The organism is Geosporobacter subterraneus DSM 17957, from assembly GCF_900142145.1.
GTDB classification, from domain to species: domain Bacteria; phylum Bacillota; class Clostridia; order Peptostreptococcales; family Thermotaleaceae; genus Geosporobacter; species Geosporobacter subterraneus.
Genome location: NZ_FQZV01000022.1, coordinates 1 through 20,477, shown reverse-complemented (window position 1 = coordinate 20,477; position 20,477 = coordinate 1). Strand labels below are relative to the sequence as shown.

Annotated in this window: 16 protein-coding genes and 1 other annotated feature; of the genes, 3 read left to right on the top strand and 13 right to left on the bottom strand. The window is 39.7% G+C overall.

Features of this window, described 5'->3' with window-relative positions:
* Positions 1-30: 30 nt before the first annotated feature.
* Entirely contained in the window at positions 31-558 is a 528-nt protein-coding gene (locus BUB56_RS09365; protein WP_110941054.1) for a type 1 glutamine amidotransferase domain-containing protein, read from the bottom strand.
* Positions 559-806: 248 nt separating this feature from the next.
* Between BUB56_RS09365 and BUB56_RS09360 the strand changes: the two genes are divergently transcribed.
* On the top strand, positions 807-1,322 hold the full coding sequence (locus tag BUB56_RS09360; RefSeq protein ID WP_110941053.1) for a ferritin: 516 nt from the start codon (positions 807-809) through the stop codon (positions 1,320-1,322).
* Positions 1,323-1,448: 126 nt separating this feature from the next.
* Here the strand turns inward: BUB56_RS09360 and BUB56_RS09355 are convergent, their stop codons facing one another.
* Both BUB56_RS09355 and BUB56_RS09350 read right to left on the bottom strand, forming a co-directional pair.
* Complete coding sequence (locus BUB56_RS09355) at positions 1,449-2,255, bottom strand: CsxC family protein (protein WP_278319477.1); 807 nt, start codon at positions 2,253-2,255, stop codon at positions 1,449-1,451.
* 203 nt (positions 2,256-2,458) lie between these two features.
* On the bottom strand, positions 2,459-3,286 hold the full coding sequence (locus BUB56_RS09350; protein ID WP_110941052.1) for a DegV family protein: 828 nt from the start codon (positions 3,284-3,286) through the stop codon (positions 2,459-2,461).
* 146 nt (positions 3,287-3,432) lie between these two features.
* Here BUB56_RS09350 and BUB56_RS09345 point away from each other — a divergent pair, with 146 nt between their 5' ends.
* Positions 3,433-4,884: an NAD(P)/FAD-dependent oxidoreductase gene (locus BUB56_RS09345; protein ID WP_110941051.1), complete on the top strand. Its 1,452-nt coding sequence runs from the start codon at positions 3,433-3,435 to the stop codon at positions 4,882-4,884.
* A 33-nt stretch (positions 4,885-4,917) separates the two neighbouring features.
* Here the strand turns inward: BUB56_RS09345 and BUB56_RS20490 are convergent, their stop codons facing one another.
* The 3 genes from BUB56_RS20490 to BUB56_RS09330 form a co-directional block, all read right to left on the bottom strand.
* Positions 4,918-5,307, bottom strand: a complete 390-nt coding sequence (locus BUB56_RS20490; RefSeq protein WP_456297986.1) for a fluoroquinolone export ABC transporter permease subunit — start codon at positions 5,305-5,307, stop codon at positions 4,918-4,920.
* A gap of 579 nt (positions 5,308-5,886) precedes the next feature.
* Positions 5,887-8,295 carry a leucine--tRNA ligase gene (gene leuS / locus BUB56_RS09335; protein ID WP_110941049.1) on the bottom strand — a complete coding sequence of 803 codons (2,409 nt, stop codon included), beginning with the start codon at positions 8,293-8,295 and terminating at the stop codon, positions 5,887-5,889.
* Positions 8,296-8,347: 52 nt separating this feature from the next.
* Positions 8,348-8,560, bottom strand: a binding site (T-box leader).
* A gap of 325 nt (positions 8,561-8,885) precedes the next feature.
* Entirely contained in the window at positions 8,886-9,824 is a 939-nt protein-coding gene (locus BUB56_RS09330; RefSeq protein ID WP_110941094.1) for a M15 family metallopeptidase, read from the bottom strand.
* Positions 9,825-10,025: 201 nt separating this feature from the next.
* Between BUB56_RS09330 and BUB56_RS09325 the strand changes: the two genes are divergently transcribed.
* Positions 10,026-11,258, top strand: coding sequence for an LL-diaminopimelate aminotransferase (locus BUB56_RS09325; protein ID WP_110941048.1), 1,233 nt, complete (start codon positions 10,026-10,028; stop codon positions 11,256-11,258).
* A gap of 404 nt (positions 11,259-11,662) precedes the next feature.
* Here BUB56_RS09325 and BUB56_RS09320 read toward each other — a convergent pair whose 3' ends face one another.
* The 7 genes from BUB56_RS09320 to BUB56_RS09290 form a co-directional block, all read right to left on the bottom strand.
* Positions 11,663-12,115, bottom strand: a complete 453-nt coding sequence (locus BUB56_RS09320; RefSeq protein ID WP_110941047.1) for a hypothetical protein — start codon at positions 12,113-12,115, stop codon at positions 11,663-11,665.
* Positions 12,116-12,486: 371 nt separating this feature from the next.
* Positions 12,487-13,557, bottom strand: coding sequence for an alpha/beta fold hydrolase (locus BUB56_RS09315; protein WP_110941046.1), 1,071 nt, complete (start codon positions 13,555-13,557; stop codon positions 12,487-12,489).
* A 76-nt stretch (positions 13,558-13,633) separates the two neighbouring features.
* Complete coding sequence (locus tag BUB56_RS09310; RefSeq protein ID WP_110941045.1) at positions 13,634-14,509, bottom strand: YegS/Rv2252/BmrU family lipid kinase; 876 nt, start codon at positions 14,507-14,509, stop codon at positions 13,634-13,636.
* 261 nt (positions 14,510-14,770) lie between these two features.
* A complete protein-coding gene (locus BUB56_RS09305; RefSeq protein ID WP_110941044.1) occupies positions 14,771-15,727 on the bottom strand; it encodes a 2-hydroxyacid dehydrogenase in 957 nt (318 codons plus the stop codon).
* A 120-nt stretch (positions 15,728-15,847) separates the two neighbouring features.
* Positions 15,848-18,199: a vitamin B12-dependent ribonucleotide reductase gene (locus BUB56_RS09300; RefSeq protein ID WP_110941043.1), complete on the bottom strand. Its 2,352-nt coding sequence runs from the start codon at positions 18,197-18,199 to the stop codon at positions 15,848-15,850.
* A gap of 205 nt (positions 18,200-18,404) precedes the next feature.
* Positions 18,405-18,908, bottom strand: a complete 504-nt coding sequence (locus BUB56_RS09295) for a thioredoxin family protein (RefSeq protein ID WP_110941042.1) — start codon at positions 18,906-18,908, stop codon at positions 18,405-18,407.
* A gap of 120 nt (positions 18,909-19,028) precedes the next feature.
* Entirely contained in the window at positions 19,029-20,327 is a 1,299-nt protein-coding gene (locus BUB56_RS09290; protein WP_110941041.1) for a transposase, read from the bottom strand.
* Positions 20,328-20,477: the final 150 nt, after the last annotated feature.

Here is a 20,477-nt window from a genome sequence, read left to right as displayed (position 1 = left end):
AATTTATCAGGTATAGAGTCTATAAATGAACTATTTAGCTGTCAATACCGCCGTAAAAGCTTTCATATAAGCTCCTAAATCCGGCGGTCTGCGGCTGGAGACAATATGCTCATCCACAACAACCGCTTCATCAAGCCATATGGCTCCTGCATTTTCCATATCATCGCGAATTCCAGGAGTACTGGTCACTTTTCTACCTTTCAATATTTTTGCAGAAATCAATACCCAACCTGCATGACAGATCTGCCCAATGGGTTTTTTTTGATCATCCATGTACTGAACCATTGCCAAAACCTCTGGATACCTTCTTAATTTGTCCGGAGCCCATCCTCCCGGAACTAGAATAGCATCATAATCTGCAGCCTGAATATCTGTAAAGGCAAAGTCTGAAATCACAGGGACACCATACTTGCCTATGTATTTTTCCTTTGCCTTTGGTCCTACCACATCAACCTGGCCACCCTCTTCCCTCAAATACAATAGAGGGTACCATAGCTCTAAGTCTTCAAATTCTGACTCTACTAAGGCAATTATTTTCTTATTCTCTAAGGTCTTCATACTTTCTCCTCCCAACCTCAAACAATATTCAAAAGCTTCTATCATCTCATTATACCACTTTTTTTCCCTTTAAAACTTTATATTTGTTTTTAATCACCGGATAAGGGTACAATAGTAATGGAAAACAACAAAGATATCTATTTATCCAATGTCCATAATATGGTAAACTATATCTAGTAAGGAAACCATTTATAGGCACTATTGGATTTCTTTGTTCAGAAATAATATTTAATACAGGAGGAAATGACATGATTAGCGAGAAACTTTTTGCAGAACTAAATGATCAAGTAAAATATGAGCTTTTTTCTTCAAACCTTTATCTGGCAATGGCGGCCTATTGTGCTTCAGAGGATTTGAACGGCTTTGCCAACTTTTTTAGGGTACAGGCTGAAGAAGAAAAATTCCATGCCATGAAGTTTTTCGATTATATTATAGAGCGAAATGGAAGGGTAACGATCTCAGCATTAGACCAACCTGAAAATCAATACACTTCTATGCTGGATGCTTTCCAAAAAGGTTATGTACATGAACAGTTTGTAACCAAACGAATTTATGATCTTATGGATATCGCCATGGATGAAAGAGAGCATGCCACCATCAGCTTTTTGAAATGGTTTATTGATGAGCAGGTGGAAGAAGAATCCACCTTCAATGGTATCATTAAAAAACTAGAGCGAATTGGCAATGATACCAATGCATTATATATGTTGGACGCGGAATTGGCTCAAAGAGTGTTTACCCCGCCGGCTGATGCAAATCAGTAATATCTGATCTAATGATAAAACTTATTATCTTGCTTAAAAAGGATGTCTTTGTTAATAGACATCCTTTTTGACATAAGAATCTTTTATTTGCTTTCCAGTTCTTTTGACACTTATTCTTAGCAGTTCTTAGCAATAGTCGTCATCTTCAACGGCTCCCAGCGGCGGAACTGCAACTTGCCGTTTTTGTAATATCTTAAGGGTCAAGTAAATAACTGCTTTTTCTTCAATCTTTTTGAACAATCTTTCTTCAAATGGGAACTCCCCTTTGGTTGGATGAGTTGGATTGAGGAATTCATCAAATTCAACGATTCTGCTGCTGATCAGCTCACAGAAAGGAAGCTCATTGAAGTACTCTGTGCTGATTTGGTTAAACTCTGACAAATCGGAAGACAGTAGATGGTCTTTATCTGCGAAGTCTGGTCCTTTGATGTCCTGTTTTCTAAAGTAACGGAATTCAGAGGTTTCACTCGGTATAATTGGCAGAGGATCAATACCATTAAAGGTTATCGGAGTTGTGCAGCTGAAAGGTGCATCCACGGTACAATGTTTGATATCTCCGCAAACCCCTTCCTTATTTGAGCATTTTGGAGTAGCATATTGGATATTCTTTCTAATAAATCCTTTAATGAACAGCATATTGGTATCCTGAAGCAAAAGACACTGAGTAATCTTCAAGTGCTTTTTAATGTCTTTAATTTCTAATGCAGGCTCTGGTAAGCTAATGATCGTATTAACATTAATCTGTACAGTTAATTCAGCCAGTACTACGGGTATTTTTGCTACTGCACCTGTTACAAGCGGTCTAATAGGTACCGGTGTATTCACACAATCGACTGCAGTACCGCCAATAACCTTTGCACAAGCAGATTTTACCAAGGATTTCGGATCCGATGGTCCTAGGACCTTTGGCATATTGTATCTGTTCCATGGCATAACTTATATTCCTCCTCTATATTCATTTTAGTTTACTTGCTTTTGGACTACCCTCGGTGTCCTAGTACAAGATATTCGTCTTGTCCGCAGGATGCTACTGTCTTTTTTAAAATTTTTTCGTCTTTTTGAAAATAAATTGTGATCCCTATTGTTTTAAAACCCAAAAAAGAAACAGTGAACATTTCACTGTTTCTTTTTTGGGTTTACCATTTAAAGCAAATGCCTATTGCTTTAGGACCGAGATGGGCACCAATCACAGGCCCCAGTTCATCAACGGTTATCCAGGCGTTTCTAAACTTTTCTTCCATTATTTTCTTCAGTTCATTAGCCTCTTCCTCATTGAGGGTATGGCAGATGCTGATTTGTTTTACTTCCGCCGGGATGTTGGCAATCATCATTTCCACCGCTTTGCTTTTACCCCGGGCCTTTCCTATAGGCACCAGCTTGCCCTCCACTAAGCCTATAATCGGTCTAATATTCAACACTGAACCGATAAAGGCTTGGGTACTGCTTAGTCTTCCGCCTTTCCTCAAATATTCCAGTGTATCTACTGTAATATTGATCCCCATCCGTTTTTTTTCTTGCTCCAGCATTTCTACAATTTCATCTCTGCATTTTCCATCCTCTGCCCAAGTGTGTGCCTTTTCAACCAGCAGCCTGAGATTAGAGGCAGATGTTTCTGAATCTACCACGGTGATTTTGTCAGGAGCTGTCATTTGGGCTGCTACCGATGCACTGTTAAAAGTACCGCTTAGCTTTTCCGAAATCACAATGGTAATAATCTCTTTTCCCTCCTGAATGGCCTTTTCATAAGCACTTGAAAAAGCCTGAATTGAGGGCTGAGATGTAGTAGGAAAAACGGAAGAAGTTTTCAGTTTTTGAAAGAACTCTTCAAATTCACCGGGAAAGCCTTCATCATTTATTTCTCCGGAAAAGTTAACAGAAAGGGGTACAATCTCTATATTGTGTTCCTGGGCATATTCTTTCGGGATATAGGCTGTACTGTCGGTAACGATTTGGATTTTACTCATACAAAACCCTCCTTTTACTTTATATTATATGCTTATAATACCAGGTACTAATACCAATTGTAAATATTTTCTTCTATTTGAGAGAATTTTTTTACTTTTAAGGGGTATCAAAAATATAACTTAGTAAACTAGATGGGGGGATTTATGTGTACGATGTATGTATTATTGGTGCCGGTGTAGTAGGTGCCGCCATTTCAAGAGAACTCTCTCGCTACGAGCTAAAGATCTGTTTATTGGAAAAGGAAGAAGATATCAGCTGCGGGGCCTCTAAAGCCAATAGCGGTATTGTACATGGCGGTTATGCTGCAAAACATGGTACCCTAAAGGGCTCCCTCAATGTTATTGGAAACAGGATGTATCCCAAACTCAATGAAGAATTGAATTTTGGATTCCGTCAAACAGGAGCCTTGGTTATCGGTTTCTCCGATAGTGATTATGCTGAACTGCAAAAGCTTTATGAAAACGGACTCAAAAACGGTACTGAGGGCATAGAACTCATCGGCCGCGAGAGGATCATGGAAATAGAGCCTTATATCAATCCTGAAGTGAAATGGGCTTTATATTGCAGTACCGTAGGTATCACTTCTCCTTATGAATTCGTCATCGCTTTGGTGGAAAATAGTATTGCCAACGGGGTAGAATTAAAGCTGGAATCAGAAGTAACCGCCATTACGGCAAGAGAAGATTATTTTGAAATCCACACACAAAAAGAAACCCTTCAAAGCCGCGCAGTAATCAATGCTGCCGGTGTTTATAGCGATAAAGTGGCCCGTATGGCAGGCATAGAAGACTTTACTATTATTCCCCGCAGAGGCCAGTATATACTATTGGACAAAAGTCAGGGCCATCTGGCAAGAACTGTCATTTTTCAAGTGCCAACAAAGCTTGGGAAGGGCATCTTGGTAACGCCTACCTATCACGGAAACCTAATGATCGGTCCCAACGCTGAGGAAATTGGAGAACGGGAGGATGTAGGAACTACTGAAGAAGTGATACGATATGTAGTAGATACGGCAAGAATCTCTATCCCCAACTTTGATATGCGAAAGGCATTGACTTCCTTTTCCGGTATCCGTGCTACCAGCAACCGTGATGACTTTATCATCGAGGAAAGCAGGGTTCCCCGCTTTATCAACGCGGCAGGCATCGAATCTCCTGGGCTGACAGCCTCTCCAGCCATTGCCCTCCGCGTAGCAGAAATATTAAAGAATACAGGTTTGACTTTAACACCAAAAAGGGATTTTAATCCCTACCGGAAGGCTATTATTATCCCTAAGGATGAGAGCTTTCAGGGTTCCATCGATCATAAGGATCCCACGCAGAACATCATATGCCGATGCGAGCAGGTCACTGAGGCTGAGATTGTAGATGCTCTTCAAAGAGGCATCCCTATTAAATCCATGGATGCCATCAAGAGGCGTACGCGTACAGGCATGGGCATGTGCCAGGGTCATTTCTGCGGTCCTAAGGTCCGGGCCATCATTGCCCGAGAGACAAGGCTTCCGGAAGAAGAAATTACACCTCGGGGAAAAGGCTCCTCCATTCTTCCGCCACGGGCAGAGCGCAGCTTTTTTATCCGATTGAATCAGAAAAAATAAGGGAAAGAGCAGTATCCTCTTTCCCTTATTTTATTAATTTATCCGATGGACAAAGCGTCTCAACAGCAGCAGCGATGCTTGGGTTGGAAACAAATAAAAGAGCGGGCTCTGAAGAATACCGAAAAAATCTAATAAGGGCAGCGGCAAAACCATCATATAGAGAACGGAGGTCATTACATACTCATTTACGGTTCTAAATTTAGCTACTGCCACAAACCCAATCAGTATAAACAGGAAAGAAGTAAGCACAATCCCCCCCAACAGGAGGTAGTAATTTACAGCTTTTCCCCTTGAGAATAGGGCGATGATGGTTCCTGCCAATACAGCTAAAACCGTCAGGGAGATCATCTTTGAAACAAGATATTCCCAAGTACGCAGGGGTGTAGCAATCAGATACTCTAAGGTATTGTCTCCTTTTTCCAATAGAATCAGGGCCCCTATAAAATAAAATCCTAAAAAAGAAGGGTCGGAAAATATAATCAAAGTTTAAAGAGAAGGTTTTGCGCAGCCGTTTCACTTCTTCCGAATCTAAGTGATAGTAGGTGAGTTGAAGACTGATCTCTTCCAGTTGGTTTTGAACACCATAAATATACCCGTAGCACTTGGCTTGGGCCCAATGAAGCAGGTTCCCCTCCTCTATTTCCTCAAGGGGTCTCATGGTGGTTTTAATCTCATCGATCACCACCCCATTTTCTTCCCTGAAAATCCCGTCGGCCCTTCCTTGAAGGGTAAGTACGAGTTCCTGGTATTGCAGGGTGTATTTTAAAGCAACCTCTGGCGTGTAGTTTTCTCCATAGGATCTTTGGAGCTTCTGATGGGCCATTGTCCCTTCTACTGCGCGGCTGCTGCCCATAAACCGGCTGTCCAGATCTCCTCCTCGAAGTACAAACTCAACCAGATTCCGTACCGATAGAATAATTTCTTGCTTCAAGTCTATAATTTCATCCTCTCGATAAAAATGCAAAAGATGGTATTGAGGCTGAAGCCTCAATACCATCTCTCTTATTGTACCACAATATTATAAATTCTGCCCGGTACGTAGATTTCTTTTACAATTTTCTTGCCTTCAATAAACTCAAATATTTTCTCATCGGCTTCCATCAATTTTCTTGCATCTTCTTGTGTACCATCGGAAGGAATCACAATCTTGCCACGAACTTTACCATTGATTTGTACAGCAATCTCAATCATCTTCTCTATGGTTTTGGCATCATCCCACTTTGGCCAAGACTGCTGGTGGATCATGCCCTCAAAACCCAGCTTCATCCAAAGCTCTTCAGCAATATGCGGTGCTACTGGAGACAATAATAGCAAGAATACACGCATTTCCCCCTTTGTAACCTTTCCAGCACTATTAAAATCATTCAGCAAAGTCATAAGGGCGGCAATGCCGGTATTAAATTTTAAGGTTTCAAAGTCTTCGCTAACCTTTTTGATGGTTTTGTGCATATTGGTTTCAAGTTCTGGTGAAAACCCATCGCCTTCCACCACCAGGCTTTGAAGCTTCCATACACGGTCTAGGAATCGTCTGCAGCCTTTCACACCATTCTGAGACCATGGCACACTCTTTTCAAAGTCTCCGATAAACATTTCATATACACGGAAGGTATCTGCACCGAACTCTTTGATAATATCATCAGGATTTACAACATTGCCTCTTGATTTAGACATTTTCTCATTATTTTCCCCTAGAATCATACCGTGGGAGGTTCTCTTTTGATAAGGCTCTGGCGTCGGAACGATTCCGCAGTCATGCAAAAATTTATGCCAAAATCTTGAGTACAGCAAGTGCAGCGTGGTATGCTCCATACCTCCATTGTACCAGTCCACCGGCAACCAGTAGTCCAGATTTTCCTTGCTTGCAAAGGCTTCTTTATTGTGAGGATCAACATATCTTAGGAAATACCAAGAAGATCCCGCCCACTGAGGCATTGTATCGGTTTCCCGGTGTCCATGACCGCCGCACTTTGGACAAGTGGTCTCAACCCAATCGGTGATCTTTGCCAGTGGAGATTCTCCAGTATCCGTTGGTTCGTAGCTTTCTACTTCCGGCAGCAGCAGCGGCAGCTCCTTTTCTGGAACCGGTACCCAGCCACAGGTTTCACAGTGTATCAGCGGAATCGGCTCTCCCCAGTAACGCTGACGGGAGAATACCCAATCTCTCAGCTTATAATTTACCTTACGCTTCCCTAAGCCTTGCTCTTCTAGCCATTGGCTGATCTTCTCTTTAGCTTCCTTTACCTTGAGCCCATTGATAAAATCAGAGTTCACCAGAATGCCCTCTTCATTATCCGTATAGGCACCTTCCTCGATATTTCCGCCGGAAACGACTTCCACGATAGGCAGACCGAATTTTTTGGCAAATTCCCAGTCTCTGTCGTCGTGACCCGGTACCGCCATAATCGCTCCGGTTCCATAGGACATTAATACATAGTCTGAAACGAAAATAGGAATCTCTTCTTTCGTTGCCGGATTGATTGCTCCGATGCCTTCAATTTTCACACCGGTCTTATCCTTCGCCATCTCTGTACGCTCGAAATCTGATTTCTTATTGGCATTCTCTATATAGGCTTTTAGTTCATCCAGATTTTTGATATGATCCTTTAATTCTTCAATCAAAGGGTGTTCCGGTGCAATCACCATATAGGTAGCTCCAAACAGCGTATCGGGACGTGTGGTATAAACTGTGATGGTTTCTCCCCCGGTGATCTTAAAATCTACTTCCATTCCCTCGGATCTTCCGATCCAGTTTTTCTGCTGAATCTTTACACGCTCAATATAGTCTACCAAATCTAAATCTTGAATGAGTTTTTCAGCGTATTCTGTAATTTTCAGCATCCACTGATTTTTAATCTTTCGGACAACCTCAGCACCACAGCGCTCGCAAACCCCGTTGACTACCTCCTCATTAGCCAATCCTACCTTACAGTCGGTACACCAGTTGATCGCCGCCTCCTTTTTATAAGCCAGACCTTTTTCAAAAAGCTTTAAGAAAATCCACTGGGTCCACTTATAGTAATCCGGATCGGTAGTGTTGATTTCTCTTGACCAGTCGAAGGAAAGGCCTAGGGCTTTTAACTGACTCTTAAAACGTTCAACATTTCTTTCTGTCACCACCCTCGGATGAATCTTATTCTTGATGGCATAGTTTTCCGTAGGCAGTCCGAAGGCATCCCATCCGATGGGATACAATACATTGTAGCCCTGCATTCTGCGTTTTCTTGCCACAATATCCAGCGCAGTATAGGGTCTCGGATGTCCTACATGAAGTCCCTGTCCTGATGGATAAGGAAATTCAATTAAAGCATAAAACTTTTCCTTTGACTTGTCATCGGAAGCATAAAAACATCCCTCCTGATCCCAAATCTCTTGCCACTTCTTTTCAATTTCTTTTGGATTATATCCAACCATAAATTTTCACTTCCTTCTGGGAATTTTAATAAACAAAAAAGCCTTCATCTGCTTTAGAGACGAAAGGCTCGCGGTACCACTCTATTTGACAGCTTTTCACTGCCCCCTCAAACATGATAACGGATTGAATCCGGCTAGAGCTACTAAATCCATTTCACCCTAACAGCTCTGAGACGAGTTCGGAATACACTGCTGCCATCTTCCACCGGCCGATGACTCTCTATGAGCAATGCTGATGCCTACTACTTCTCTTCTGTGCCAAATTATGAATTTTGAATGTATTGTATCAAATTCTGGCGTAAATTTCAACGCTTATTTATTATATTTCTCCTATTATATGAATTTTTATGTCCTCCTTTTTCTTTAAACTTGTTTTTTTAGATTAGGATGGTCTAAAATCTCTTTTTTTTCTATCACTAAATCTTTTGTACTATGTCCTTTGTATACAAATTTATGATCCTTAAACAAATTCATACCATAGTATCATCACTGATTTACTTCGTTGTTGAAAGTAGACCTTCGATGCTCCTATGGTCTCTGTTGCAAAAATCTGCACAAAAATAAGCCTGTACTTATTACAGGCTTATTTTTTAATCCAGTGCGCTCTCAATCATCTGAATATAGCTTCTTGTAGTATCATCCATTGAAGTTAATCCCTCATACCAAAGCTGATGTGGTTTTGCTTGCCCTGAAAAGTACCGGGCCTTTAGTATTAGCTCTGGTCTGTACTCAAAATGGAGAATATCAAAGTGTGTCCATTTTCCACCCCATACAAAGCGATTCTTTTCAAAAATCTTTACAATTTCCCGGGGATATACCGCCAGTCTTTTTTCACCTTCCTCCCGGGTTGCCCATTTCCAGTAATCCTTATTATTTCTCGCAAGATCTATTGCTGTTCCAAAGGCATGGGGACTTAATTGTCCTGTACCTGCGATATTTCTATAATTAAAGGTGCCGCTCATTGGAAATACAAAAGGATAGATTTTAGGATTGCTTCCTGCCAGCGGTACTAATTCATCCATGACCATGTCCAGTGCTTCCGCTGCACCGTTTTGTTTATTAAATAAAATATATTGGGGTCCCGCCTTTACATTTGTCAGATTACCTTCCACTTGAGCTTTTGAACCGCCATAAACCTCATGTAAAAATGAATAGACACGAATCCTTCCCGGATCAAAATTAGGAGGCATTAGACTCTGTATATCCTCTAAAGGATAAATTTGTTCCAGCATATCCTGTAAATCAGGGCTACTGAGCTTTTCCTGAAAGCTTTTTTCCTTCTTATCATCATACAGAATTCTACGCCCTGATCGCATGACAATAAATACCCCTTTTCCATCTTCAGCCTCTATACCTGTTATATGGCCCGGATATGCCATCATCAAGCATAGTAGATCTCTTTTCATCGTTACCGTATACTCGTTTTCTTCTTGGGTCAATATCAGCTGATTCCGTATATAATTTCGATTAACTCTTCCAAATCCTATTGTTAAGGCGAGTATGATCAGCCACAAGCCAAATTTTTTCATTCTTTTCAAGGTCCTTTCCTGTAGTTTTTGCTTTCCCTTTTAGTATTCTCACTTTTATATCCAAATACCCCTTGACACCCTATTTTTGTTGAGAATTTAGTATTTGATTCTTGTCTGTCAATAACACTTTTTTTTCACAGGAATATTATGATAGCAAATTGCTTTTCTTATTATTGTTTTGTAATAAAGGGGGCACTCTAAGTGAGCTTTATACAGAAAAACATCGCTGAACGACTGGGCGGCATCGGTTTTGAACCTTCGAAAAAAAGCTATAAATTTGCAAAAATAAAAAAAATGAAAGCAGCTGTAAAGGCCATGTATCCTCATATCTCGATCATCGACTTGGGCGTGGGGGAACCGGATTTGCCAGCGGATACCTCCATTGTAAGTACTTTATATGAGGAAGCTGGTAAATCTGAAAACCGTTGGTATGCTGATAATGGCATTTTCCCTTTTCAAGCAGCGGCCAGCCAGTTTTTAGAAAAGTTTTTTGGCGTGAGTGACATTGATCCTCACCACGAGGTTTTGCATGGCATTGGCTCTAAGTCTATTTTGGCAATGCTCCCTCTGTGCTTCATCAATCCGGGAGACATCACCCTTACTACCGTACCAGGTTACCCGGTAATGGGTACCTATACACAGCACCTTGGAGGCAGTATTTATCCTTTGCCCTTGTACAGAGAGAATCATTTTTATCCTGATTTTTCAAGTATTCCACTAGATATATTAAAAAGATCTAAACTTCTATATATCAATTATCCCAACAATCCTACCGGACAAATCGCTACCAAAGCTTTTTATGAAGAGGTTGTTGATTTCGCTTTTAAGAATCATATTGTGGTAGTGTCAGACGCCTCCTATGGTGCCATCATCTTTGATGAGCAAAAACCTTTAAGCTTTTTATCCCTACCGGGAGCCAAAGAAGTAGGGGTAGAAATACACTCTCTATCCAAATCCTTTAATATGACCGGCTGGCGGCTGGCATTCCTAGCAGGGAATCCTAAGATTATCGAAGCCTATGGTTTTGTGAAAGCCCATACAGATTCTGGGCAGTTTATGGCCATACAAAAAGCTGGAATCTGCGCTCTGAAGCAACCTGAAATTGTTCGAAAAAACTGTGAGCGTTACAGCAGAAGACACAGCCTATTGGCAGAGGTATTAAAAGAAATTGGATTTGATGTTGAAAAGCCAAAAGCAACCTTTTATTGCTATGTTCCTATCCCAAAGGGAACTAAATCCGGAGTCTCCTTTAAAGATGCAGAGGAGGCAGCAGCATATTTACTTAAAAATGCTTTTATCTCTACGGTTCCCTGGGATGATGCGGGTGCCTATCTTCGTCTAAGTGTCACCTATGAAGCTGAGAGTGAAATAGAAGAGAGGAAAATCATGGAAGAACTGAAGAGGAGGTTATTGCGATTAGAGCTTGTCTTTTAAAAGGCAGGCCTCTATTTTTCTGCCTCTTTCTTCAAGTTTGTGTTTATGGGGTGTATTGGTTTACCGCGAAATTATAGCGTTTAATGCAGCAGAAACAGAGATAAAACTGAATTTAATCCTTTTGGTATTACTTTCAAAATGAATTGTTTTTCCTTAAATTAAGATCTACCCTACAGCAGCATGTTGGTAAAGTAGGGGCGCACAATGTTCGCCCCTACATCTGTCACCACTATAAGAATGTCACCCTGAGCGCAACGAATGGGTCTATGATTTAAAGCCAAGATCCTTCGTTTCACTCAGGATGACAACCATATAGAACCGTACTATGACGCATTTATCTACTGTTGTGCCATAGCTTGTACATAATGTGTTCTGATCTGTTGAATCTTTGATCATCAGCTTTATTAAAACTTTGAATTGTCATAATTGTATGGAATGCTTGTACCTACTACTACATCTTCAATTTTTTCTATAATTAGCCAGTCGTCCATATTGCTCTGATGGTCAAAGTCTAGCGCATTAATTTTCTTAACATCTTTAAATTCAACCAAGCACAAGCATTTTTTATGCCATCTTTCTTTTTGCTTGTTAGATAGATTGAGCTTACTTTGATTATCCTCAAGTATTTTTACGATTTCATCTTCTGTCAATTTAACATAATTTTGAACACTTTCAACGGTGGCTGTTGCAGAAATTTTTCCCGTTCCTTTTTTCATAAAATATATCGTTTCACCCTCAAATACCCTGCTATGTGGAATTTTTCTCCCAGCTGCGCCTCTGACAACCATCGTTTTTTCTCCGGCAAGAATTTTCTCTAGAACTTTTTCTTTGTCATCACAATAAACCAAATGCATCATAATGAATTCCCCCTTTTATGGACAAGTACTTGTTTAAAAAAATAAACTACAAAAGGTCAGTCCATATAGATTTACGCCGTTAAAAATAAATATACTCATGTAGGGGCAGGCCTTGTGTCTACCCGTTTTTCGGAACGGCACAGAGGCCGTTCCCTACGATTATATTTCTTGATAGAGCAATTATCTATATAATTACCTCACAGTAGATTTTACGAAAATATTATACCATAAGTTTCCGATAAATGGGTTTTTCTCCAAATATTTTATATTCGCATATATACATGCAGGTATATCTTAACGCAAATAAAAACTCCTGGCTTATACCAGAAGTCTCTATATTTCACGAAGGCAGTATTCTGTAAGTTTATATCCTAATAGGGATAGGTTTCTTCCTTTACTCTCAACATTTCCTGATAGAATTTCTCAGGCTCGGCCATAAAGGGAGCATGGGCAGATTCTTCAAACACAACCAGCTGCTTTCCTACAGGTGCATTTAGTTTTATATAGTACTGGCCAACCAGTTCAAAAGGTGTATTATAATCTTTTCTTCCAGAGAAAAAGTAAATTGGTAGTGATAATGCAGTTACCCTCTCTATGGGATTCGTATCAATATACTGCTCCCACATAGGCCCGCTGCCTCTTGATGCGCCTCTAATCCAGCGAATATAGTCCGATAGGCGATACTCTGGCGCACGGAGGGCAATTGTAGCCAGCTTGCCCATCCCAATATCCATGCCCCCGCCATATCGGTCTACTAAACCTGCGAAGACAACATAGTTTTTATGATCCTCCAGTTGGGAAAGCTCCAGTTCATTAAGAAGCACTATATCCTTTTTGTTTTTCTTATCTTCCGCCTGCTCCTTAAGCCATCCATAGGCAACCTCATTGCTCATCTTCGTATCCACTGGCTGACTCACCGCGATATAGGCATAATAATCCTCAGGGTATTCCTCTGCCAGCAGAATACCAAGCTTTGCCCCCCAGGAGTGCCCTAATAAGTAAATTTTTTCCTTTCCGAATCTAGTCTGCAAGTATTTCGTCAATTGATGGGCGTCACAGATAAATTGCTCTATCCTCATAGTCTCCTCATCAAAGTCACCAGGGTTTGACTTTCCAGCACCTCGCTGATCCCAGTGAACCACAGTGAAGGTCTCCTCCAAGCTGCTGTTAAAATAATATGATATGGGCATCTGGGCAGCACCAGGGCCTCCATGAAGCCACAACAATATAGGATTCTTTATATCTTTCCCACGGATGAGAATCCACTGCTCCATATCCCCTAGCATGACCTTTTCTAATGAAGTTATGCTCTCCTGTATGATATCTCCCTTTTCATCCTTTATCGGTTGTGTATATCCGCCCGCTATTTCTTTGAAAATGATGATTAGACAAAATAAGCATATACATAGGTATATAAAGGTTATTTTTTTGGCAAACAACATCATCACTCCCCCTGGCACTGAAATTTGACTATTTCTCTTTCATGTCATCAGTAAAACTTCATTTTTTAAATATGGTCTATGTAATGATCTTTAGTTTTTTAGGGATCACAGTAACTTTTAAAGGAAAGGACGGCCCCTCTTCCCCATCTAGGTCAGTTCCTACTTCATTTATTGTATCTACAGTCAGTTCCTGGGTCCTAAAATGAATAACGTTTGGATTGTTAATATGCTCTCCGTTAATCACTGACAGCAACATGGGCGCTAATTCATAGATGGGACATTTCTTGAAAATAAAAACATCTAATAATCCATCATCAACCGATGCACAGGGTGCTATCCTATTAAAGCCTCCAGCAGATTTACCATTCATGATCAACATAAAGAGGATCTCACCATCATATGCTAGATTTTTACTGTTTACCTGTATCTGAACAGGTTTGAGCTTTGGCAGTTCTCCTATACCATGTAAATAATAGGCTAAAATCCCCAAACTATTCTTAAGTTCAGTATTTGTTCTTTGGCTAATATCGATCAATACTCCCAGACTTGCCACATTGACAAAGTACTTTTCGTTCACAAGCCCGATGTCAGATAATGTATAATGATCTCCCAAAAGAATATCCACAATATCTTCGATTTCATGGGGAAGATTGAAATAGGCAGCATAATCGTTGGCAGTTCCAACCGGGAAAATTCCTAGAGGTAAGTCAATATCATGTTTCAAAAGGCTGTTTACAACCTGATTAATCGTGCCGTCGCCGCCAGCAATGAGTACTTTTTTATACGCTTCTGCATTCATGGAAGCAATCATTTTATCTAACTCTTCTTTCCTTCCGGTTCTGAAGGGTTCAATCTGCATCCCGGCCTGCTGAAAGCGATCTATAATATAATCCAAATGATTTTTAAAGGTTCCGTGACCGGAAACAGGATTATAAATTAACTTTACCTTCATATTTGCACCATCCTTTGCTTAGTAAATTTTTTATGTAGACAATTTTAAAATATTCATATGAATTCTGTTTTTTATGATATGTTTATTTCTATAACGCTAATCACTTCCATATCCTTCTGGGCTTTTTTTAGTAAAAAAGACAGGCATTTCCATACCTGTCTTAATTATACCTAAAATATCATTTACTTTTACAGTATTATTTTCTATTCACTAGAATCCCTATGACTTGCTCTCGAAACAGCAACGTGTTTGAATCTCCTGCTAATATTTCATAACATTCGTTGGCTTGCCTTCTAACCAGCCATACACATTGTCAAAGGTTATTTTTGCTCTTCTATATATTGATTCCTCAGAGGCATATGCTACATGAGGCGTTAAAACTGTATTCTTTGCATGGAGTAATGGATAATCCTCTGGAATCGGCGGTTCCATATCAAATACATCCAGTCCCGCTCCTGCTATTTTATTCTCATTTAGTGCAGCTGCTAATGCTGAATTATCTACAATAGGGCCTCTCGCTGCATTAATTAGTATTGCAGTCTTCTTCATCAATGAGATTTTATCAGCATTTAAAAATCCCCTGGTCTCCCCTGTTAACGGTAAATGCAGGGAAACAATATCACTTTCTTTTAACAATTCTTCAATGGATACATACTCTATCCCAATATTCTTAGCATCTTCTGACGCTAAGGCATCATACCCCAGCAGCTTACAATTGAAAGCTTTAAAAAGTTCAGCGGTTTTTCTGCCTATTCTTCCTGTTCCAACAATCCCAACGGTCTTTCCGCTCACTTCATTCCCTATGAGTCCCGCAATTGTTCTTCCATTTCTGGTGGCAGCATCTCCCGCATTCATATTCCTTAATACATTGATGGTCAATCCTATCACAAGCTCTGCTACAGTTGCATCACAATATCCGGCGGCATTAGAGATGATGATGTTTTTCTTTTTACATTCCTCTTGTCCTACATGATCAATACCTATAAATGCAACAGACAGCATCTTTAGATGCTCTGCAGACTTAATTACCTCATTGGGTAGTGGATTGTTCGCAATCATTAATACATCCGCATCTTCAACCCTTTTTTTTAATTCATCAATATCTGTCGTTTTTTCATTATAATATACGAATTCATGTCCTCGTGCTATTAATCCCGATGAAAGCTCATCAATAATCTTTTCATCTACTCCTAGTGGCTCCAATAGCTTAATTTTCATCCTTCGTCCTCCCAATCATAAAATAACTAGTTATAAATATACTGTATATTAATTTAAAATTATATGCAACAGGCTTATTTAGATATCTGTGAACAAAGATAAATATATGGCAAAGGTAGTTTACCCGCACTTAGAAAAACCACAGCTTCTGCAGATCATGCAGCCGCCTTCATGCTCAACCTTCATTCCGCAATCTGGACAATGGGTATCTCCCTTTTTATCCGTACTATCCAAACCTAAGGTAAGTTCTTCCCGGTATTCGTTATGACAAAACTCAGACATGCTGCATAAGGAGCAGTTGCTGCTGCAGCCGTCACTCTTTTCTTCCTCCATAGCCAGCGCAATATCCAATACGTTGGGTTCGTCAGATTTGACACACATATTCAATACTTTCTCCAGTGTTCTTCCAATTGCATCTGGACAAGATAGTACTTTAATGTTCTTTTGATCCTTGCCTTTCTGTCTTAAGGTTGAATGGCATCGAATACCTTTAAGTTGTTCGATGATAGATTCAGCGCGGATACCCGAACGCAGGGCAATAGAAATCAATCGGCTGGTAGCTTCACTCTGGCTTGGGCAGCCTCCTGCTCTTCCAAGATTTGTAAATACCTCACAAATTCCTTCATCATCATAATTTGCAGTAATATATAAATTTCCGCACCCAATTCGTACCTTTTCTGTTAATCCTGTAGTAATATCCGGTCTCGGCCTCGGCACAATATCCAATTTATTTACAGGAGCTGCTGCGGCTTCTTCTTTCTTAATAGTTCCTATATTTAGCACCTGACCTTCCCTGCTTCCGTCACGGTAAATGGTAATCCCCTTACATCCCCATTGGTGAGCTAAACGATAAGCCTGATGGACATCTTCTTTACTGGCATGGTGTGGGAAGTTAATCGTCTTAGAAACCGCGTTGTCTACATGATTTTGAAATGCAGCCTGCATGCGAATATGCCAATAGGGAGATACATCATGGGCTGTAACAAATATATTTCGGTATTTTTCAGGAATCTCCATGATTTCCGCTGCTGATCCTTGGGACGCCACTTTTTCCACAATCTCCTTGTTGTAAAAGCCTTCTGTTCTGGCTATATCCTCGAAGATTGGATGAGTTTCTACCAGCTTATCGTTATCCATAACATTTCTAAAATAGGATAGAGCAAAGAGCGGCTCTATTCCACTGGAGGTTCCTGCTATGATACTGATTGTTCCTGTAGGGGCGATGGTGGTCGTAGTAGCATTTCTAAGCCGAACACCTTGTTTTTCATAGATGCTTCCTGGATAACTTGGAAATACCCCTCTTTCTTCAGCAAGCCTCATAGATGCTTCCTTAGACTTTGTATTGATGAATGCCATCAACTCTTCACCCATCTTCACACCCTCTTCAGAATTGTAGGGTATTCCTAAAGCAATTAACATATCCGCAAAGCCCATAACACCCAAACCAATTTTTCTTGTGCTTTTAGTCATCTCCTCTATCTCTTTAAGGGGATAACAATTAATATCAATAACATTATCCAAAAAGTGAACCGCCAGATGGACTGTCTCCTCAAGCTTAGGATAATCTATAACTCTTTTACTGCCTTCTTGTTTGAGCATTCGCATTAGATTAATGGAGCCTAGATTGCAAGACTCATAAGGAAGCAGCGGCTGTTCACCACAAGGGTTTGTACTTTCTATGCTCCCCAGCTGCGGCGTAGGGTTATCCCGATTTAATCGATCAATAAAAATAATTCCCGGTTCTCCATTAGTCCAGGCCATATGTACAATCTGCTCAAATACTTCACGGGCTTTTAGCACGCCTATAGGGACTCCGGTCTTGGGATCAATGAGAGGATAGGTTTCATCGGTTTCTACTGCATCCATAAAAGCTTCGGTTATGGCAACACTGATATTAAAGTTTGTAACTTCCTCATTATTTTCCTTGCATTTAATAAAATCTAATATATCCGGATGGTCTACCCTTAAAATACCCATATTGGCGCCTCTTCGGGTTCCACCCTGCTTAACAGCCTCTGTAGCTGCATTAAAGACCCTCATAAAACTTATAGGGCCGGAAGCAACGCCACCTGTTGAGGCTACTGTAGCTCCCTTTGCACGGAGTCTGGAAAAGCTAAAACCTGTACCGCCCCCGGATTTATGAATAATTGCTGCATTTTTTATTGCGTCAAAAATGCCCTCCATCGTGTCCTCTACCGGCAGTACAAAACAGGCAGAAAGCTGCCCTAGCTCCCTTCCTGCATTCATCAGTGTAGGTGAGTTTGGTAAAAACTCTAAGTTGGTCATCATCTGATAGAATTGCTCCGCTAACCCTTGAATATCTGCATCGGGCTTATATATATGATCCGCCTTGGAAATATGGATGGCTACTCTCCAAAACATCTGATCTACTGTTTCTATGGTTTTTCCTGTTTCGTCCTTTGCCAAATATCTCTTCTCGAGTACCTTCAATGCATTTTCTGAGAGTTGCATGAATACACCTCCAATAACAATATTTAGTATGTTGCACTTTATTCGTGTACCAAATATTGTATCACTTGCCATTTTGGTTGTCAAAACCTATTTATCGGATTTTGGCGAATAGAAGAAGGATTTAATAGGATTTTCATTTTCTCCCTTTGTTTTTTTAATAGAATAAAAAACAAAGGACAGCAAAATGCCGTCCACTATTCTATATTTATCCCAAAATATCTAGTATTTCTCGTATGGTCTCAGAAATATATTCTCCTTTTCTGTACTTACGCTTGGCTACAATAATCTCTACCTGATTCCCTTTAGCTTCAATTCCTTTAATCATTTGAGGTTGTTCTATAAAAGCCCCAATTTCCGTAAAATCCTTTTCCATAAAAACAAAGGTAGGTATTTTAGGTTTTCCGTTGATCCGATACCTTTCCATATAAGCCTCGTTACCCTCTCTGGACACAATACGGATGTTGAAATGACTGTTATAATCTGCAATTTTCTGTAGAGCCGGCACATTAATCATGCAATCAGGGCACCAGATTTCTGCAAAAACTAACACATTGATGGGTCTGCTGATTCGCTGAATCGCTTCTTGTAAAGATTCTTCCAAAATAATTTGATGATATATTTCCAGCGTTTTTTCTTGATAGGTATCTTTATCTTGATTCACAAACTCAACAAATGAAACACCCTTCTGAAACAGCTCCTGTATTCTCATTCAATCCCCCCTTATATATCTTAAGCTCTTTTAATAAACAAACTTTATAAATTTACTTATGAGTAATATTTTATTGCACTTTCATCATATAATCTATTTACCTAAGTTTTGTACAAATAACTAAGCTGTATTTAGAAAATCATGGAAACTTAATTGAACATACTTAGGCTGTAATGCTTCAACAAATAATTTTGCCAGTTCTGATAGGCTAGGTATAATAATCTCAACATGATTTTTTAATTCTATTACCTTAGCAGAAATTGTCCCTAGTTTTTTTATCAGTGAATTAATACCCATATCCTTAAGCTTAGAAGTGCTAAAGGCTGTATTTTTCATCAAAGTAATCAAGTTATGACTGATGAATACTAACCACAAAAATCCGTAGATTCCATAAAATTTAGATGTTCTTAAATTCTTAATGCCGTATACTTCTTTACAGGTTCTAAAGAAGGCTTCTATGGTTTGTCGTTCATTGTAAAAGTGAAATAGTTCAATAGCATCCATTTCTTCAGAGCCTATGTTGGTGAGTAAATGAGAGTATTTAATTTTTCCATCCTTACCAACGAATTCACAAACAATAATTCTTAAACCTGTAGAGCTAGGGATTTCTGCAACGTGTACTTGGATATTAATTTTTTGCCACTGGTGTTTTTGCACTGATTTTGCAAGGTTTTTAGATTGCTGAGTTGAAAAGCCCTTTACTACAAATTTGGCTCCTGTAGCTTTAAGTAATTGGATATTTTCAAAGGAGCCATAGCCTGAATCAGCTCGAATAATCAAGTTATCTTTAGATACATGTTCCCTGAATTTAAGGGTAGTTGATTTTAATAAATCTTCAAATCTACTGGTGCAGGAGGTATTACCTGGGTCAAGGAACATAGATACGGTTTCACCTGTATCCCCTACAAAAGCAGTAGATAGTTGATAGCCCTTTTCGCCTCTTTTTCTAGGAAAGTAGCCTTTTTCAGCTAATTCATAGGTTCTGCCAGAAGCTACAAGGCCACTCATGTCAAAGTCTACAATGACAGGATCTTTACTTGATAGAGCTAGGGCATTTTCCATAAAGAAGTTGTGATGAATGAATTCTAGTTGATCTATATTAGTCTCATCAAACCTACTCAAGAAACGATTAATTTGAGATTGATCAGGAAACTTATTCATTCCTAGGAGTTTAGCAGCCGTTGTATCAGGAACTAATTTTTCATTGATATCACTAGTGTAGTTGCACCCCATTACAATGGAAGCTACTAGTGTTTGTAATCTGTTCAGATTTGTATAGTTGACGCTTTTCATTTTTAGGTTGAAATATTTAAAAGCATCAAAGAAGTTAAGTTTATTAGCAAATTGAATTAAGGAAACAAGCCACGCAGAAGTATTTACCACTTTATTCTCATCTAGTTTGAATGATATACTTTTCATAGGTGAGATACCGCCTTTCTTAGAGTTTTTTTTGGATAAAAAATACTTCTATGGGCGGGGTATTCTCACCTTTAGTTGTTTTTTGGTAATGTTGCCATGGTAAACTTAGGAAAATGCTATGGTCTTGTTTGTACAAAATCTAGGTATTTA

Bases quoted from the DNA above. Each gene is read 5' to 3' on its own strand.
- BUB56_RS09330 (WP_110941094.1), bottom strand. From the start codon at position 9,824: ATGAAAAAATTTGGCTTGTGGCTGATCATACTCGCCTTAACAATAGGA.
- BUB56_RS09355 (WP_278319477.1), bottom strand. From the start codon at position 2,255: ATGCCATGGAACAGATACAATATGCCAAAGGTCCTAGGACCATCGGAT.
- BUB56_RS09315 (WP_110941046.1), bottom strand. From the start codon at position 13,557: ATGTTGTTTGCCAAAAAAATAACCTTTATATACCTATGTATATGCTTA.
- BUB56_RS09310 (WP_110941045.1), bottom strand. From the start codon at position 14,509: ATGAAGGTAAAGTTAATTTATAATCCTGTTTCCGGTCACGGAACCTTT.
- BUB56_RS09305 (WP_110941044.1), bottom strand. From the start codon at position 15,727: ATGAAAATTAAGCTATTGGAGCCACTAGGAGTAGATGAAAAGATTATT.
- BUB56_RS09295 (WP_110941042.1), bottom strand. From the start codon at position 18,908: ATGAGAATACAGGAGCTGTTTCAGAAGGGTGTTTCATTTGTTGAGTTT.
- BUB56_RS09290 (WP_110941041.1), bottom strand. From the start codon at position 20,327: ATGAAAAGTATATCATTCAAACTAGATGAGAATAAAGTGGTAAATACT.
- BUB56_RS09320 (WP_110941047.1), bottom strand. From the start codon at position 12,115: ATGATGCATTTGGTTTATTGTGATGACAAAGAAAAAGTTCTAGAGAAA.
- BUB56_RS09360 (WP_110941053.1), top strand. From the start codon at position 807: ATGATTAGCGAGAAACTTTTTGCAGAACTAAATGATCAAGTAAAATAT.
- BUB56_RS09365 (WP_110941054.1), bottom strand. From the start codon at position 558: ATGAAGACCTTAGAGAATAAGAAAATAATTGCCTTAGTAGAGTCAGAA.
- leuS (WP_110941049.1), bottom strand. From the start codon at position 8,295: ATGGTTGGATATAATCCAAAAGAAATTGAAAAGAAGTGGCAAGAGATT.
- BUB56_RS09350 (WP_110941052.1), bottom strand. From the start codon at position 3,286: ATGAGTAAAATCCAAATCGTTACCGACAGTACAGCCTATATCCCGAAA.
- BUB56_RS09300 (WP_110941043.1), bottom strand. From the start codon at position 18,199: ATGCAACTCTCAGAAAATGCATTGAAGGTACTCGAGAAGAGATATTTG.